Source organism: Nocardia sp. NPDC052566 (assembly GCF_044547285.1).
Lineage (GTDB): Bacteria > Actinomycetota > Actinomycetes > Mycobacteriales > Mycobacteriaceae > Nocardia.
On the sequence record NZ_JBIUAF010000009.1, the window covers coordinates 324,274 to 340,615 of the forward strand.

Genomic DNA, 16,342 nt, shown 5'->3' on the forward strand with positions numbered 1-16,342 from the left:
GTTTCCGGCGGCGTCTTTTCGATCAGACGATCAGAAGCTGTACGCGGTGACCGCGTCGACCACGCGGTGCAACTGCTGCTCGGTGAGCATCGGGTACAGCGGAAGCCGCAGCATCGTCGAGGAGAAATGCGCGCTGCGCACGCACGGCACCGGCGTGCGGCCGTACTTCAACCCGGCCGGGCTGGAATCCAGCGGGACATAGTGGAACGGTGCGACGATGCCATGCTGCCCGAGGTGGCGGATCATGCCGTCGCGGCTCTCCTCGGTCGGCATCCGCAGGTAGAACAGGTGCGCGGTGTGCTCGCGGTCGGCGGGCACGTGCATCAGGCGGACGTCCTTGCGCCGCGCCCACTCCGGCAGCAGTGCGGCGTAGGTGTCCCACACCCGGTGCCGGTCCTTCTGGATCGACTCGAACTCGTCGAGCTGCGCGTCGAGCACGGCGGCGTTGAGCTCGCTGGGCAGGTAGCTGGAGCCGATGTCCTGCCAGGAGTACTTGTCGACCTGCCCGCGCAGGAAGCGGGCCCGGTTGGTGCCCTTCTCCCGCATGATCTCCGCGCGGTCCATCAGGATCTCGTCGGCGAGCAGCAGCGCGCCGCCCTCACCGCAGTGCACGTTCTTGGTGTCGTGGAAGCTCTGCGTGCCGAGCGTGCCGATGGTGCCGAGCTGCCGTCCGCGCCAGGTGCCGCCGAGGCCGTGCGCGTTGTCCTCGATGAGCGCGAGGCCGTGCCGATGCGCCAGCGCGAGCAGCGGTTCCATGTCGGCGGCCACGCCGCCGTAGTGCATGACGAGCACGGCTTTGGTGCGCGGGGTGATCGCGTCGGCGACCGCGGCCGGGTCGATATTGCCGGTGCTCTCGTCGATATCGACGAAAACACAGGTGGCGCCGCGCAGAGCAATCGAGGTGGCCGCCGAGGTGAACGCGAAGCTCGGCAGGATCACCTCGTCGTCGGGGCCGAGTTCGAGCAGCAGCGCGCCGAGTTCGAGTGCGTGGGTGCACGAGGTGGTCAGCAGCGCGTGCGGCGCGCCGGTGATCTGCTTCAGCTTGCCCGTCGCCGCGGCGGTGAACCGCCCGTCGCCGTGGCTGTGGTCGGATTCCAGCACGGCCGCCAGGTTCGTCAGTTCCCGGCTCGCGCGGAACGGACGGCTGAAGATGATGCGCTCGGCGGTGGTCACACTGTTTCCCTTCGAGCATGAGCGCAGCGCTGCGTGGTTACGCTGCGCTGCCTCCTCCGCGCTTGACCGCTCATGCTCGCTGCCCCTTCTCGGCCGCGGTTGCCGGTACCGCGGCGCTGATCGGATCGGAATGTTCCGGCGCCTCGATGTTATCCGGCCGCGGCGTCGGCGAATCCACCGTGAGGTACAGCGGCTTGCCGACCAGAATGTGCAGCGCCACACCGAGATACTCGGCGATCAGGCCGAGTGAGAACAGCGTCGCGCCGGAGCAGAGCAGCAGCACGACGATCATGGAGGCCCAGCCCTCTGGATCGTTGTTGTGACCCGCCAGCTTCTGGTAGATGATCACCGCGGCCATGATCAGGCCGCCGAGCGCGAGGCTCACGCCGAGCAGGCTCACCACCCGCAGGCCGCGGGTTCCGCTGCACAGCACCATCTTCCAGAACAGCGAGAACAGCCGCCGGTAGTTGTAGCCGGATTCGTCGCGGCCCTCGGCGCGCAGCACCACCGGCACCGAGATGGTGTTGCCGACCACCCAGGTCAGCGCGACGTCGAGGTAGGCGCCGTTGGCCGCGACCTCGGCGAGCTGGCGGCCGATATCGCCGCGGATCAGCCGGAAGCTTTCGAACCTTGTCGAATCCGGGAAGGCGAACAGCGTGGCGAGCACCAGCTTCGCGCCGCGCGAGGTGAGGTTGCGCAGGAATCCGTGCGGGCGGGTGTTGCTCGGCTTGGAGTAGACCAGGTCGGCGCGCTCGTTCAGCGCCGCGTCCAGGAAGTGCGCGATGAAGGCCGGATCGTGCTGGCCGTCCTCGTCCATGGTGACGATCCACTCGCCGCGCGCGGCCGCCATACCCGCGATGGTCGCGGCGTCCTGGCCGAAGTTGCGGCTGAGCCACACCGCGCGCACCTGCGGGTGGCGCCGCTCGAGTTCGCGCAGCACCACATCGGAGCGGTCGGGACCGTTGTCGTGCACGAGGATGATCTCGTCGACGGCGAACATCGTCCCGTCGGGCGTGGTGTTCGGCCCGGCGAGCCGGTCCAGTTCCTCGACGAGCGCGGTGATCGTCTGCTCGCCGCGATAGACGGGGACCACCACGGAGACCGAATGCACCCGGTGGTGGAAGCCGTTGGACTGTGCGTGCGCGTTCGACGCGCCCGGGACGTGCCGGGGCGTGCGCGCGGAAGGAATCGGCATTAGCGAGATCGACTTTCGATGACGGTATGTGCCGGAACTCGTCGCTGATTGGCTGAGCCCTAGCCGTCGTGAACTCTAACACGCACCGGCGACCGCTTTGAGCGCGTGGCTCGGGCGGTGCCATCCCTCCAGCAGCCCTGTAGGGTCTGGAACTCGTGGCGGAAAGTAGAACCCCCGGCCTGCGGGATACCTACAAGTGGGGCATCGTTACCGCACTCGGCGTGGTTGCGGGCTATCTCGCGGTTCTGCTCGCCAACGTGCGGCATTTCTATACCGACGACACCGAGTCGCAGTATGCCCCGCTGTGGGTGATGCTCGGACGATACCTGCGCGAGGGCAAGGTCCCCGCGCTGGTTCCCGAGCACTGGATGGCGGGCAATTACGCGATCGAGGAGGCGGGGCTGCTCAACCCGCCGCAGCTGCTGATCGATCTGATCGCGCCCTCGGTCGACAACCTGGTGCTCTACGCCACCGTGGTGAAGCTGATCTTCGCGATCATCCTCGGGCTCGGCGTCTACCGAATCTGCCTGGAGTACGGCGCCAAGGCGCCGTGGGCCGCGGTCGCCGGCGTCGCCATCCCGTTCACCGGCTGGCTGCTGTTCTTCGACGAGGCCAGCTGGATGACCGCGTTCACCGGCACCGCGTGGATGGTGCACGCCTGGGCCTCCGGTGTGCGCTACGCCCGCGGGCGCAGCGGGCCGATTCCGACCTTCGTCTTCCTGTATCTGGCCATCTCGGTGCAGTACATCTTCCCGGCCGTCGAATCCGGGATCATGATCGCCGCGGTGGCGATCGGCGAGCTGGTCTACCAGAAGGAGTGGGCGCCCTCGCTGCGGCTGCTCGTCGTCGCCGGCCTCGCGGCCCTCGCCGGCGCGGCCACCTATCTGCCGAGCATGCTGTCGGCGAAGGTGACCTGGCGCGGTACCGCGCAGATCAACAACGATCAATTCCTCACCGTGCCGTGGTCGGAATCGCTGAACGCGAGCCTGCCGAGCACCATGCCCGCGTTCAGTTCGTGGTGGGGGTATGTGCAGCCGCTGCCGGTGGTCTACATCGCCTGGTTCCTCATTCCGGCGCTCGCCTTCGTCGACTGGCGCAGGGCGCGGGAGAACTGGCAGGAATTCACCGCGCCCGCGCTGTTCGCCATCGCGGGGCTGATGTGGACGGCCGGGCCGGGCACCATCGGTCCGCTGCGCTGGCCCGCTCGCGTGCTGCCGATGGTGGCGATCGGGCTGCTCGTGCTCGTGTGCGTATTGCTCGGCCGCTACAGCATTTTCGCGCAGTGGCGCGAGCGTGGCCTCGTCGGACCCGGCGTCGTCGGTCCGCTGGCCAAGCCGACCGGGCCGTTGTCGTGGCTGGCGTTCGGACCCCGGCTGCTGGTGCGTGCCCTCGGTCGCCGATACGGCACCTTCGACGACTGGCGCCACCGCGCGATCGCGTGCGCGGTGCTGATCGGACTGCTGCTGGCGCGGTCGTATTCCGCGGCGCCGCGCGATCTGGTCTGGCATGTGCTCGCGGCGCTGTGCCTCGCGGTGCTCGCCGCCGAAATGGTGCGCCTCGGCCGGATGAAGGGCACCGCCGCCGCGTGTGCGCTGGTGATCGTCTCGATCGTGCCGATCGCCTACCTCCAGGTGAAGGCGGTGCAGCCGACGCCGATGAGCTGGAACCTACCCGGCGATCGCGCGGAAATGAAGGCGAAGTTCCCGCGCTTCGCGGGCACCACGCTGCAGCTCGCGGATCGGGCGCTGATCCAGCCGCAGGACAAGAGCCTCGACGGCGCGTACGGCTCGCTCGTCTTCGGCAACTACGCCAAGGATCTCGAGCTGACCTACGTCAGCGGCTATACCCCCAACGGGCACTACTGGTTCGGCGACATGCTGTGCATGCGCTGGGACACCAGCGTCTGCCCCGATGCGTTCCGGCGGGCGTTCGCCGTCGAGCCGAGTACCGGGCGCACCATCGTGGACCTGATGAAGGTCGACCGAGTGGTGCTGCAGCGCGCGCTCTACCCGGACGCGGGTAATCAGCCCGCGCCCGAGGGCTGGAAGTGGGTGGACTATCCGGGGCACGAGAGGTTCATCTGGGTGCTGGAGCGCACCGACGGGCTGATCTCCGCGCGCAACGGCCGGGTCTCCGATACGCGGGAGGTCACCGCTACTTCGCTGTCGGAATCCGATATGACCAGCACGGTGCGGGTGAATTCGGACAGCGGCGGGCGCGTGGTGTTCGCGCGGCTCGGCTGGCCCGGCTACCGCGCGACGCTCGACGGCCGGGAGGTCCCGTTCAGGGTGGTCGCGAAAACTTTTGTCGCGGTGGATATCCCGGCGGGCACCAAGAACGGTGAGCTGGAGCTGACCTGGCGTCCGCCGGGCTGGAAGATCGGTGGCGCGGCCATTCTCGCCGGTATCGCGGGCGCCGGGCTGTTGCAGTGGGCATACCTGCGCTCGCGGCGGCGCGACGACGGCGGCGGCGGTCCGGCCGGTGGACCCGCACACGAGGACACCCCGACGCCGCAGCCCGATCTGGCGGACGCGACCCGGTGACGGCGGGGGCGGCGAACTCGGTGAGCGCGAATGCCGATGACCCGACGGCCGCCGAGCCGGTGGAGTCGACGAGCGTCGCTGCGGGACAGCAGGATCCCGGCCCGCTGTTGCGGCTGGTGCGGCGCCAGGAATTGGCGTTCGCGGTCGTCGGCGGATTGAACACCCTGCTGGGTATGGCGCTCACCGTCGGCTGGCTGACGGTGCTCGGTGATCGGGTGTCGCCTGCGGTCGCGGTGGTCGCCGCCTACTGCGTCAGCATCCCGATCGCGTTCGTCCTGCATCGCACGCTGGTGTTCCGGGTGCGCGGGCACGTGCTGCGCGATTTCCTCGGCTTCGTCGCGGTGAATTCCGTTGGGCTGCTGCTGAACAGCGTGCTGCTCGAGCTGGCGGTCAAGGTCGGGCACTTTCCGGACAAGCCTGCCACGGTGGTGGTGATGGGCTTGGTCGCGATCGCGAGTTTCTTCGGGCATCGGCACATCTCGTTCCGGCGCAACCCGGCGCGGTAGGCGCGGGCAGGCAGCGGGTAGGTTATCGGCCATGTCGGAAACCACTCTGGACGCCACGCTGCTGAGCCTGCTCGCCTGCCCGCAGGACAAGGGGCCGTTGCAGCTGGTCGTGGACAGCGCGGGCAACAGCGAGCTCTACAACCCGCGGTTGCGCCGGGCCTACCCGATCGAGAACGGCATCCCGGTGCTGCTGATCGACGACGCACGCGAGGTCGGCGAGGCCGAGCACGCGGCGTTCACCGCAGGGGCCTGAACCGCCTCGGCCTGAACTACCCGGCCTGATCAGGCCGGTCGATCGATCTCGCCGGTGAGATAGCGCTGTAGCGTCGGGCCGATCGCGGCGGCCAGTTCGGGCAGCGGCATGGACGCGACCGGTTCGACGCCGATGATCATGCGGGTCACCAGAAGTCCGGCCATCTGCGAGGCGACCAGCCCTATCCTGACCCTGCCGTCGTCCTGCGGTGTCGCGATCCGCTGCCGTATCCGCTCCAGCACGACATCGAGCAGGAAGGTGCGGGCCAGCGACATGTCGCCGCTGGCGATGATGGTGCGCACCGCCGCGACGATGCCCGGCCCGGCGGGCGAATCCCACACGCCGACAACGGCGGTCACGATGGCCTCGCCGAGCCGCTCCAGCGGTGCGGCGTCGATCAGGCCGAGGGTGAGATCCGGGTCGACCGGCAGTTCGACCACCGCGGCGAACAATTGCTGCTTGGTGCCGAAGTAGTGATGTACCAGCGCCGGATCGACGCTGGCGTCGGTGGCGACGGCGCGGATGGAGGTCTTGTCGAATCCGTTCTCGGCGAACCGGATTCGGGCCGCGGCCAGGATTGCCTCGCGGGCTTTCGACTGGCCGGGCCTGCGTCCGGTGCGCGCCGGTCGATCGGCCGCATCGTCCTCTTCCGCTGGGTTCACGGCGTCCGCCGTCGTAGGGTTGCCGCTCCGAGACACAATGCGACGATAGCGAATCCGGCGACCACGGCCAGATCGCGCCACATCGTTCCGGTCGGCGAGGGATGGACCGAGACCTGTTCCAGCGCCTCGACCGCGTAGCTCAGCGGCAGCACATTGCTGATCGCCTCCAGCCAGCCAGGCAGCTGTCCACGCGGAACGAGCAAGCCGCACAGGAAGATCTGCGGCGCGACCACCACGGGCATGAACTGCACCGCCTGGAATTCGGTGCGCGCGAAGGCGCTTGCCAGCAGCCCGAGCGCGACACCGCAGATCGCGTCGATCATCGCGATCAGCACCACCCAGCCCGGACTGCCCGCCGCGTTCAGGCCGAGCAGCCCGAAGGCGACCAGGCAGGCGACCGCGGCCTGCGCGGCGGCGGCCACCGAGAAGGCGGTGCCGTAGCCCGCGAGCAGATCGAGTTTGGCCAGCGGGGTGGTGAGCAGGCGCTCCAGCGTGCCCGAGGTGCGCTCGCGCTGCATGGCGATGGCGGTGATCAGGAACATCACGATGAACGGCAGGATGCCGAGCATGGTGATGCCGACCCGGTCGAACAGCGATACTGGGTTGAGCGGATTGGTCGGTGTGTCCTTGTAGATGAAGTAGAGCAGCGCCATCAGCAGGGCGGGGACCACCAGGATCATGGCGACGGTGCGGTGGTCGTTGCGCAGCTGGCGCAGGATGCGGCCGGTGGTCGCCAGATAGGGCCGCAGGGTGAAGGCGCGACGCGGGGCGAGTGTGGTGGTCATGCTGCGTGTCCCAACGTGATCAGGGCGAGGAAGGCGTGTTCGAGGTTCTGCTCGCCGGTGGTTTCGCGCAGCTCGTCGGGGCTGAGCTGGGCGAGCAGGTGGCCGTCGCGCATGAGCAGCAGCCGGTCGCAGTGTTCGGCCTCGTCCATTACGTGGCTGGACACCACCAATGTCGTTCCGGCGGCGGCCAGCTGGCGGAATTGCCGCCAAAGGTCAACGCGCAGTACCGGATCGAGGCCGACGGTCGGCTCGTCCAGGATGAGCAGCTCGGGCTGGGCGACCAGGGCGCAGGCCAGTGAGGCGCGGGTCTTCTGGCCGCCGGAGAGTTCGTCGCCGCGCTGGGTGGCGTAGTCGAGCAGGCCGACCGCGGCGATGGCCTCCGCGGTGGCGGTGTGGTCGCGGCCGTAGAGCGCGGCGTAGTAGGCGACGTTCTCGCGGATGCTGATGTCGTTGTAGATGCTCGGCGCCTGGGTGACGTAGCCGATGCGGCGGCGCAGCTCGGCGCTGCCCGCGGGCAGGCCGAGCGCGTCGATTTCGCCGGAAGCCACGATCTGGGTGCCGACGATGCTGCGCATCAGGGTGGTCTTGCCGCAGCCGGACGGGCCGAGCAGGCCGGTGATCGAACCGCGCGGGATGGTCAGCGAAACGTCGTGCAGTACTTCACGGCCGCCGCGGCGCACGGTCAGATGCCGTACATCGACCGCGGGAGAGGGTTGCGACATGGTCGCCTCAATTCATCGAGTGTTGAATTCACTGTGTGATGAATTTAGCGCGACCGGGTCGTGTCGACAAGCCCTGCCCGCGTGTCGCCGCGATACTCGCTGGCTGTCAGTGGTGCTTCCGGTGCTGTGCCGGTTCGCTCGGCGGCGGCTGCCCCGCGCTCTGCCCCGGCTCCACCACCACAAACTGACCCATCATGCCCTGGTCCTCGTGCCAGAGCAGGTGGCAGTGATACATGTACGGCGAGTTCGGATCGGCCGGGCCGGTGAAGCGCATCGCGAGGGTGACCGTGCCGTTCGGCGGGACGAATACGGTGTCCTTCGGCCCGGTCAGCTCGGGCGGCGGTGCTGCGCCGTCCACCGTGAGCACGCGGAACTGGACGTCGTGGACGTGGAAGTTGTGCGGCATGCCGTCGTCGTTGCGCACCACCCAGGTTTCGGCGGTGCCGCGGGTCACCGTCATATCGATGCGGTCCATCTTCATCGGAGTCCCGTTGATACCACTGAGATTCAGCTCGAAGCGCCGCTCCTTCACCGAATCCGAGCCGTCCGGCGTCTCCGGTGTGGCCAGCGTCGGAGGGAGTTCGGTTGCGGGACGGAGCTTTTCGGCGGCGCGCAGCTGCAGGATGTCGAATGTGTCGTCGCCGCCGCTGAATCGCTGGTTCCAGAAATCGAGCCCGGCCTCGACCGGATAGCCGCGCAACACCGTGCGCTCGCCCGCGCGCATGCGCACCACGATCTCGGCTCGTTCGCCGGGTGACATGCGCAGACGGTTCAGTGCGATGGGCCGTTCGGTGAAGCCGCCGTCGGTCGCGATCAACGAGAAGGCGCGGTCGTCGGCGAAGCCGAAGGTGTAGGTGCGCGCGGTGGAGGCGTTGAGCAACCGCAGCCGGATCAGTTCGTCGCCGACCTCGCGATACGGCGACAGCGTACCGTTGACCATCGTCTGATCGCCGAGAAAGCCGACGTCACGGAAGATTCCGTGCGAGCTGTCCAGCTGGCCGCCGCGGAACTTCACGTCCTGCACGATCACCGGTAGATCGTCGACGCCGTAATTCTTCGGTAGCGGCAGTGATTCGGACACGTCGTCGTCGAGCAGGAACATACCGGCCAGCCCGCGCCGCACGTGCTGCTCGGTCACCCCGTGCGGATGCGGGTGATACCAGAGCGAGGCGGCGGGTTGATCGATGGTCCACCGCGGCGTCCAGCTCGCGCCCGCCGCGACCATCTGATGTGGCCCGCCGTCCTGCGACGCGGGCAGGTGCATGCCGTGCCAGTGCACCGTCGATGCCTCCGGAAGGCCGTTGCGCACAAGGACTTCCACCTTCTCGCCGCGTTTGGCGCGCAGCGTCGGCCCGAGATAGTCGCCGTTGAAGCCCCAGGTATCGGTCTGCTGTCCCGGCCGGAACTCTTTGCGCCCCACCCGCATATCGAGCTCGAACACCCGCGTGCCGTCCGGGCGCACCTGCGAATCCGCCAGCGGTGGGATGGCCAGCGGGTTCGTGAATTCCGTACTGCCGACCGTGGATACGGTCGCTCCGACATACGCCCAGGTGAACAAGCCGCCGATGAGGAGAATCAGTACGACCAGAAATGTGGGCACCGCGATGAGCAGGCGCCGCCGCCACTTGTGCGGCCGGGAAACCGAAGACATGCCATGACCGTAGAAATGCCCGCTGCCTGGGCACATCAGGGAGCATCCCCATTCGGTCCCTGGTTCCGCGGCGTCGTTCACCCAGGGGGTTCGACGTCCGCGGTTGTTCGTCCCGAGGGAAAACGGCCGCCAGTGCGGCTACGTTGCCCGTTACCGGTCGAATTCGCCGTCGGCATGGATGTTTTCGTTGTCATAGGCACCCTTGGCCGAGTCGCCGACGGTCTCAGGGTGCCGGTCCTCGCGATCACCGAGGTTCCGGGGTGTGATCGGCGTCACGTCGCATGACTGTCACGTCCTGTGGCGCCTGTCTGTCCCATGGACATCACCAACCCCGGTGATACCGACCATCGGAGAAGATCATGGACACCACCCGCATCGTCGTCCTCGGCGCCGGCTACACCGGCATGCTCGCCGCGGTCCGGCTCGCTCGGCGGACCCGCAAGCTCGACGTCCACATCACGCTGGTCAACCCGTCGGCCCGGTTCACCGAGCGGCTGCGCATGCACCAGATCGCGGCGGGCCAGGAACTGGCCGACCACCGGATCCCGGAAATCCTCGACGGCTCGGGCGTCGAATTCGTCCAGGGCACGGCCACCGCCATCGACCCGGAGGCGCGGATCGTCACCCTCGACGGCGGCGCCGCGCTGGCCTACGACGAACTGATCTACGCGCTCGGCAGCGGCACCGACACCAGCATCGTGCCCGGCGCCGCCGACCACGCCTGGACACTCAACGACCCGCGCAAGGCACACCGCTTCGCCGAGCGGCTCGCGGTGGTCGCGGCCGAGGGCGGCAACGTCGCGGTCTGTGGCGGCGGCCTCACCGGGATCGAGGCCGCGACCGAGATCGCCGAGAGCCACCCGGGATTGACGGTCACCCTGATCAGCAGCGGCGAACCCGGTTCGATGATGGGCGACAAGGCGCGCGCCTACCTGAACAAGGCGATGGACCGGCTCGGCATCGTCCGCACGGTCGGCGCGACCATCACCAAGGTGCTGCCGGACGCGGTCGAACTGGCCACCGGCGAGCGAGTGCCCGCCGACCTGACCCTGTGGACCACCGGCGTGCGCGTCTCGCCGCTGGCCACGCAGGCGGGCATCGAGACCGACGCGCGCGGGCTGATCGTGGTCGACCCGACGCTGAAGTCGGTGTCGCACCCCAGCATTCGCGCCATCGGCGACGCCGCCGCGGTGCGCCAGGCCTGGGGACAGATCCACGGCACCTGCCAATCGGGCATGCCGACCGCCGCCTACACCGCAGACGCGCTCGCGCGGCAGCTGCGCGGCAAGGCGGTCGAGCCGTTCCGGTTCGGCTACTTCCACCAGCCGGTGAGCCTGGGCCGCAAGGATGCGGTCATCCAGTTCACCAAGGCCGACGACACCCCTGGCCGGTTCTACCTGACCGGGCGCGCGGCGGTCATGTACAAGCAGGCCGTCAGCAGCAGCCCGGTGCCGAGCATGAAGCTCAGCAAGAAGATGACGGTTTCGGCCCAGCTGTCCAAGGGCGGCCGCGCGACCCGCGTCACCGCGTGAGGACCGGGCCGGATCACCCGCCCGCCCCTCGGTGAGAAATGACCGGAGGGGCGGGTGGGTAATTGATTTCCCATCCGTTCCCCGATTGAGGAGCATGTGTCCATGCTCGACGAAAAGCCCACGCAAGATCCGTTTCTGGAACACCGGCGGCTGCTCTTCGCGACCGCCTATCGGATGCTGGGCACCGTCACCGATGCCGAGGATATCCTCCAGGACGCCTGGCTGAAGTGGCACGACACCGACCAGACCAAGGTCGAGCATCCCAAGGCCTATCTAGTGCGCACCGTCACCAACCTCTCGCTGAACCGGCTCACCTCCGCCAAGGTGACCCGCGAAACCTATATCGGCCCTTGGCTTCCCGAGCCGCTGCTGACCTCACCCGCGATCGCCGAGGAGACCGAGTTGGCCGACACCGTCTCCACCGCGATGCTCGTCGTGCTGGAAACACTGAACCCCGTCGAACGCGCGGTCTTCCTGCTGCGCGAGGTATTCGGCTACACCCACGCCGAAATCGCCGACACCCTGGGCAAATCGGAGCCGACCGTCCGCCAGATCGCGCACCGCGCCAAGCAGCACGTGCAGGCGCGGCGCCCGCGCTTCGACACCGACAAGACCGAACGCGAGCACGTCACCGCGCAATTCATGGCCGCGTGCTCCGGCGGTGACCTCAACGCGCTGATGGGTCTGCTCGCACCCGACGTCACCTGTTGGTCCGACGGTGGCGGCGTGGTCACCGCGGCCCGGCGCCCGCTGCACAGCCCTGACCATGTCGCCCGGTGGATCCTCGGTGTGCTGGCCAAACCCGTTTCGGCGGGCTTCACCCTGGAACCCGCGTACATCAACGGCGAGCTCGGCGCGCTGGCGCTCATCGGCGGCAATCCCGGCGCCGCGTTCACCTACGACATCGTCGACGGCCGCATCCAGAACCTGCGCTTTCAGGTCAACCCGAACAAGCTCAGGGGTTTGTATATCGGTACCGACTCGATCGGGTGAAAAGTACTGGGCGGTATGCGGGTGGTGCGGGTTCCTGCCTCTAGGCTCCTGCCGTGGCCAAGCAGAACGCGGAACCCTCCGCCGACGGCGGACAGGTACGGGCTTCGACACTGGAGCTGTTCTTCGACCTCGTCTTCGTCTTCACCATCACCCAGCTCACGCACGTCTTCACCCACCATCCGGGCTGGGAGTCGTTCGGGCAGGTCGCACTGCTGTTCGGGGTGATCTGGTGGATGTACAGCGGGTATGTCTGGCTGACCAACGAGGTCGCGCCGACCAGCTCGGGCAGGCGCACCCTGCTGCTGATCGGCATGTTCGGATTCTTCGTGCTCGCACTGGCCATCCCGGACGCGTTCCACGGCACCGGACTGGCCTTCGGTCTCGCGTATGTACTGGTGAACATCGTGCACATGGTGTTGTTCGCGGTCAGCGGCGGGGAGTCGGCGACGCGGGCGGTCAAACGGCTCGCGCCGTTCAACGCGGTCTCGGCCGCGCTGGTGCTCGCGGGCGGCTTCACCCACGGATGGGTCCAATACGTGTGCTGGGGTGGCGCTTTCGCGATGCAGATCATCAGCCCGTATCTGATCGACACCGGTGGATTCGTCGTCAGGGCCAGCCATTTCTGCGAGCGGCACGGTCTGGTCATCATCGTCGCGCTCGGTGAATCCATCGTGGCCATCGGCGTCGGCCTGGCGGGGGAGAAGATCACCGTGCCGCTGGTCGCCCATGTCGCGCTCGGGCTCGCCCTGGCCTATGTGCTGTGGTGGGCGTACTTCGGGATGGACGACGAGCGCGGCGAGCACGCGCTCGCGGCGCTGCCTGGGCCGCAACGGTCGACGCCCGCCGTGCTCGGCTACGACTATGCGCTGTATCCGCTGCTGATCGGCATCATCGTGACCGCGGCGGGCATCAAGATGAGCATCGCGCACGGCAGCGAAGCGGCCTCGGTCGCCACGGCGGCGGCGCTGTCCGGCGGTGTCAGCCTGTATTTCCTCGGCCAGTTCTTCTTCCGGCGCGCGTTGCGGCTGCCGCGGCCGTGGTCGCGGCTGATCGCCGCCGTCGCGGTGAGCGCGACCATCCCGATCGGGGTGTACTGGGTCGCGTGGGGTCAGCTCGCCGCGCTCGTCGCGCTCGCCTACGCGGCGGTCATCATCGACGACCTCACCGCGCTGCGCGCCGACGAGCGCAGCGCCTACCTGCCGCAGCCGCAGCTGATCCGGCCGCGGCGGACGAAGTAGCGGGCTCGGGAACAATGGCCGTGTGCCCGTCGACGAACTCGCGATAGAACCGCCCGCCGCCGCCCGCCGCCTGCTCGGCGCGACACTGTGGTCCGGACCGGTGGCGGTCCGGATCGTCGAGGTAGAGGCCTACGGCGGCGATCCGAGCGGGCCGTGGCCGGACCCGGCCTCGCATTCCGGCCGCGGGCCGACCAAGCGCAACGCGGTGATGTTCGGGCCCGCCGGGGTGCTGTACGTGTACCTCAGCTACGGCATGCACACCTGCGTCAACGTGACCAGTGGGCCGGACGGTACGGCGAGTGCGGTGCTGATCCGCTCCGGTGAGGTGGTGGCCGGGCTGGACGTGGCGCGGTCACGGCGGCCCGCCGCGCGCAGCGACGCCGACTTGGCAAGGGGGCCGGGCAATCTCGGCAGCGCGCTGGGAATCACGTTGGCGGACTACGGAACCGAGCTGTTCGATCCGTCCGCGCCGATCCGGCTGGAGCTGAACGGCGCCGCGCCCGCCGGCGCGATCGCGCACGGCCCGCGCGTCGGGATCAGCACCGCCGTCGAGGTGCCGTGGCGGTTCTGGCTGCCTGACTCGCCCGCGGTCTCGGCCTACAAACGCAGCCCGCGTGCGCCGCGCCCGGCCGCCTGATCTGGATCGATAGCGAACTCCTCTCGCCGTCGGCGATGAGTTACCAGGGGCGGCACCGTCTTATCAGGTGAAGGCGCTACCGACGGCGCCACCGCCCCTGAAGGAAAGACATCATGACCGCCACCACCCCCGCCCGCCCCGGCAAGAAGCTCAACATCGCGCTGTGGACCCTGCAGATCCTGCTCGGACTGTTCTTCATCATCTTCTCCGGCCTGCCGAAGCTGTTCGGTCAGGAAGACGCCGTGCGGATCTTCGACGAGATCGGCTGGGGCGACTGGTTCCGCTACTTCACCGGCGTGGTGGAAACCGCGGGCGGCATCGGCCTGATGGTGCCGCGGTTGAGCGGACTGGCCGCAGCCGGGCTCGCGATCACCATGGTGCTTGCCGCCGCCACGGTGGTGTTCCTGCTCGATACCGCGGCGGTGGGAGCCTTGTTCCCGCTGGCGCTGGCCGTCGTCTTCGCCTGGATCGCCTACGAGCGTCGCGACACCATCACCTCGCTGCGTCTTCGCTGAAACAACTCGATAGTCCCTCGGCGATCGGCGGCCTGCGGTCCGTCGATCGCCGAGGTGTTGCCGGTAGCCGCGGTCGGTTCGCGCACCAGGCGTTCAAGGCGTGCACCCCGTTTCGGGCGCGCTGTCGTTTCGGTGTGCGGGCGCCGAAAACCGCTCGACCACGGCCGGGTGCGGCGGCCACACTGAGCCGCGCATCGTCCATCAACATCAGTGCGGAAAGATAGGCAGCGTGACCGGCGACATTATCGACGAACTGACCTGGCGCGGACTGATCGCGCAGTCCACCGACCTGGAAGCCCTGCGTGCCGCGGTGGCCGAGGGGCCGCTGACGTTGTATGCCGGATTCGATCCCACCGCGGCGAGCCTGCACGCGGGCCACCTCGTTCCGCTGCTCGCGCTGCGGCGTTTCCAGCGCGCGGGCCACCGGCCGGTTGTGCTCGCGGGCGGCGCGACCGGTCTCATCGGCGATCCGCGCGATGTCGGCGAGCGTTCGATGAATTCCACCGACACTGTCGCCGAGTGGGCCCAGCGCATCCGTGGACAGCTGGAGCGGTTCGTCGATCTCGACGATTCGCCCACCGGTGCGGTGATCGCCAACAACATGGACTGGACCGGGCAGCTGTCCACCGTGGACTTCCTGCGCGATATCGGCAAGCACTTCTCGGTGAACGTCATGCTGGCCCGCGACACCATCAAGCGGCGCCTCGACGGTGAGGGCATCTCCTACACCGAGTTCAGCTACATGCTGCTGCAGGCCAACGACTACCTGCAGCTGCGCCGCAACTACGGCTGCCGCCTGCAGGTCGGCGGGTCCGATCAGTGGGGCAACATCATCGCGGGCGTCGAGCTCAACCGGCGCGTGGACGGCGAATCGGTGCACGCACTGACCGTTCCGCTGGTGACCTCGGCCGACGGCAAGAAGTTCGGCAAGTCCACCGGCGGCGGCAGTCTGTGGCTCGACCCGGAGATGACCAGCCCCTACGCCTGGTACCAGTACTTCGTGAACACCGCCGACGCCGATGTCGTCCGCTACCTGCGCTGGTTCACCTTCCTGACCCGCGAGGAACTCGACGAGCTGGAAAAGGCGACGGTTGAGCGCCCGCACGCGCGGGAGGCGCAGCGCCGCCTGGCCGCCGAGATGACCACCCTGGTGCACGGCGAGGCCAACACCGCCGCGGTGCAGCTGGCCAGTCAGGCGCTGTTCGGTCGCGGTGAACTGCGCGATCTGGACGAGCCGACGCTCGGCGCCGCGCTGCGCGAAGCCGCCGTCGACGGCGCGGTCGCGCAGATCGGCCCGGGGGAGCAGAGCACGATCGTCGATCTGCTCGTCGCGACCGGGCTGTCGGAAAGCCGGGCCGCGGCGCGGCGCGCGGTGAACGAGGGCGGTGCGTCGGTGAACAACGAGCGGATCTCCGATCTGGAATGGACGCCCGCCGACGCCGACTTCCTGCACGGCAGCTGGCTGGTGCTTCGTCGCGGTAAGCGCAATTTCGCCGGCGTGCGCAGGGCGGGCGAATAAAAGATCTTGGTGGCTCGGGTCACATTCCGGTGATCCGAGCCCGCCGAGCGGCCGCCGCCGATCCCTCTACCTCGGGAAACGCCACGCTGTCCAGGCGATTTGACGTAGCGTTTCCCGGCACGTAACTTATTCCAGGTCAGAGCGACACGGACACCGACCCGGAGCCGAGAGGCCAGGGAAACGAGGTAGGACGAGGAGCGCCTGGCCACCCAGCATGACCCAGGACGATCGAGCGGACTTGACTTCGCCCGAGAGGCCGGTTAGGCTGGAAAAGTTGCCTCACAGACAATCCGGTAAGACACTGGGGATGCTGCGTGTGCGCCTGTTCTTTGAGAACTCAATAGTGTGTCGATGAATGTCAGTGCCAATTATTTATTGGTTCTAGCCTCTCATACCCCCGTGTGTAGAGGTTGGACAT

Annotated in this window: 15 protein-coding genes; 9 read left to right on the forward strand and 6 right to left on the reverse strand. The window is 68.1% G+C overall.

From position 1 onward, the window contains the following. Positions 1–30: 30 nt before the first annotated feature. Together rffA and ACIG5A_RS42175 are read right to left on the reverse strand one after the other, a co-directional pair. The gene (gene rffA, locus ACIG5A_RS42170; RefSeq protein WP_397250933.1) at positions 31–1,173 is read right to left on the reverse strand and encodes a dTDP-4-amino-4,6-dideoxygalactose transaminase; all 1,143 of its coding nucleotides are present in this window, start codon (positions 1,171–1,173) and stop codon (positions 31–33) included. A 70-nt stretch (positions 1,174–1,243) separates the two neighbouring features. Continuing rightward, on the reverse strand, positions 1,244–2,284 hold the full coding sequence (locus ACIG5A_RS42175; protein ID WP_397251006.1) for a glycosyltransferase: 1,041 nt from the start codon (positions 2,282–2,284) through the stop codon (positions 1,244–1,246). Between the two features lie 239 nt (positions 2,285–2,523). Between ACIG5A_RS42175 and ACIG5A_RS42180 the strand changes: the two genes are divergently transcribed. From ACIG5A_RS42180 to ACIG5A_RS42190, 3 genes are read left to right on the forward strand one after another with little or no spacing between them, the layout of a single operon-like run. After that, positions 2,524–4,911 carry a hypothetical protein gene (locus ACIG5A_RS42180; RefSeq protein WP_397250935.1) on the forward strand — a complete coding sequence of 796 codons (2,388 nt, stop codon included), beginning with the start codon at positions 2,524–2,526 and terminating at the stop codon, positions 4,909–4,911. Beyond that, complete coding sequence (locus tag ACIG5A_RS42185; protein ID WP_397250937.1) at positions 4,908–5,417, forward strand: GtrA family protein; 510 nt, start codon at positions 4,908–4,910, stop codon at positions 5,415–5,417. Before ACIG5A_RS42180 ends, ACIG5A_RS42185 begins: the two co-directional genes overlap by 4 nt. Before the next feature lie 31 nt (positions 5,418–5,448). Continuing rightward, a complete protein-coding gene (locus ACIG5A_RS42190) occupies positions 5,449–5,670 on the forward strand; it encodes a Trm112 family protein (protein ID WP_397250939.1) in 222 nt (73 codons plus the stop codon). A 29-nt stretch (positions 5,671–5,699) separates the two neighbouring features. Here ACIG5A_RS42190 and ACIG5A_RS42195 read toward each other — a convergent pair whose 3' ends face one another. The 4 genes from ACIG5A_RS42195 to ACIG5A_RS42210 form a co-directional block, all read right to left on the reverse strand. Beyond that, positions 5,700–6,332, reverse strand: a complete 633-nt coding sequence (locus ACIG5A_RS42195) for a TetR family transcriptional regulator (RefSeq protein WP_397250941.1) — start codon at positions 6,330–6,332, stop codon at positions 5,700–5,702. Then, positions 6,329–7,117 (reverse strand): ABC transporter permease, encoded by a 789-nt coding sequence (locus ACIG5A_RS42200; protein WP_397250943.1) that lies wholly within the window; start codon positions 7,115–7,117, stop codon positions 6,329–6,331. The genes ACIG5A_RS42195 and ACIG5A_RS42200 overlap by 4 nt, the downstream gene beginning before the upstream one ends. Continuing rightward, positions 7,114–7,839: an ABC transporter ATP-binding protein gene (locus tag ACIG5A_RS42205; RefSeq protein ID WP_397250945.1), complete on the reverse strand. Its 726-nt coding sequence runs from the start codon at positions 7,837–7,839 to the stop codon at positions 7,114–7,116. The genes ACIG5A_RS42200 and ACIG5A_RS42205 overlap by 4 nt, the downstream gene beginning before the upstream one ends. Before the next feature lie 106 nt (positions 7,840–7,945). Further along, positions 7,946–9,490 carry a multicopper oxidase family protein gene (locus tag ACIG5A_RS42210; protein ID WP_397250947.1) on the reverse strand — a complete coding sequence of 515 codons (1,545 nt, stop codon included), beginning with the start codon at positions 9,488–9,490 and terminating at the stop codon, positions 7,946–7,948. Between the two features lie 359 nt (positions 9,491–9,849). Here ACIG5A_RS42210 and ACIG5A_RS42215 point away from each other — a divergent pair, with 359 nt between their 5' ends. From ACIG5A_RS42215 to tyrS, 6 genes are all read left to right on the forward strand, one after another. Beyond that, positions 9,850–11,022 (forward strand): NAD(P)/FAD-dependent oxidoreductase, encoded by a 1,173-nt coding sequence (locus ACIG5A_RS42215; protein ID WP_397250949.1) that lies wholly within the window; start codon positions 9,850–9,852, stop codon positions 11,020–11,022. Positions 11,023–11,124: 102 nt separating this feature from the next. After that, positions 11,125–12,015 carry an RNA polymerase sigma-70 factor gene (locus ACIG5A_RS42220; protein ID WP_397250951.1) on the forward strand — a complete coding sequence of 297 codons (891 nt, stop codon included), beginning with the start codon at positions 11,125–11,127 and terminating at the stop codon, positions 12,013–12,015. Between the two features lie 53 nt (positions 12,016–12,068). Continuing rightward, entirely contained in the window at positions 12,069–13,253 is a 1,185-nt protein-coding gene (locus tag ACIG5A_RS42225) for a low temperature requirement protein A (RefSeq protein ID WP_397250953.1), read from the forward strand. 22 nt (positions 13,254–13,275) lie between these two features. Beyond that, a complete protein-coding gene (locus ACIG5A_RS42230; protein WP_397250955.1) occupies positions 13,276–13,890 on the forward strand; it encodes a DNA-3-methyladenine glycosylase in 615 nt (204 codons plus the stop codon). 113 nt (positions 13,891–14,003) lie between these two features. Then, positions 14,004–14,405 (forward strand): DoxX family protein, encoded by a 402-nt coding sequence (locus ACIG5A_RS42235; protein WP_397250957.1) that lies wholly within the window; start codon positions 14,004–14,006, stop codon positions 14,403–14,405. Positions 14,406–14,634: 229 nt separating this feature from the next. After that, positions 14,635–15,924, forward strand: a complete 1,290-nt coding sequence (tyrS, locus tag ACIG5A_RS42240; protein WP_397250959.1) for a tyrosine--tRNA ligase — start codon at positions 14,635–14,637, stop codon at positions 15,922–15,924. Positions 15,925–16,342: the final 418 nt, after the last annotated feature.

Excerpts from the sequence above, each read along its gene's own strand:
- ACIG5A_RS42220 (WP_397250951.1), top strand. The coding sequence starts at position 11,125 with ATGCTCGACGAAAAGCCCACGCAAGATCCGTTTCTGGAACACCGGCGG.
- ACIG5A_RS42200 (WP_397250943.1), bottom strand. The coding sequence starts at position 7,117 with ATGACCACCACACTCGCCCCGCGTCGCGCCTTCACCCTGCGGCCCTAT.
- ACIG5A_RS42215 (WP_397250949.1), top strand. The coding sequence starts at position 9,850 with ATGGACACCACCCGCATCGTCGTCCTCGGCGCCGGCTACACCGGCATG.
- ACIG5A_RS42190 (WP_397250939.1), top strand. The coding sequence starts at position 5,449 with ATGTCGGAAACCACTCTGGACGCCACGCTGCTGAGCCTGCTCGCCTGC.
- ACIG5A_RS42235 (WP_397250957.1), top strand. The coding sequence starts at position 14,004 with ATGACCGCCACCACCCCCGCCCGCCCCGGCAAGAAGCTCAACATCGCG.
- ACIG5A_RS42210 (WP_397250947.1), bottom strand. The coding sequence starts at position 9,490 with ATGTCTTCGGTTTCCCGGCCGCACAAGTGGCGGCGGCGCCTGCTCATC.
- ACIG5A_RS42205 (WP_397250945.1), bottom strand. The coding sequence starts at position 7,839 with ATGTCGCAACCCTCTCCCGCGGTCGATGTACGGCATCTGACCGTGCGC.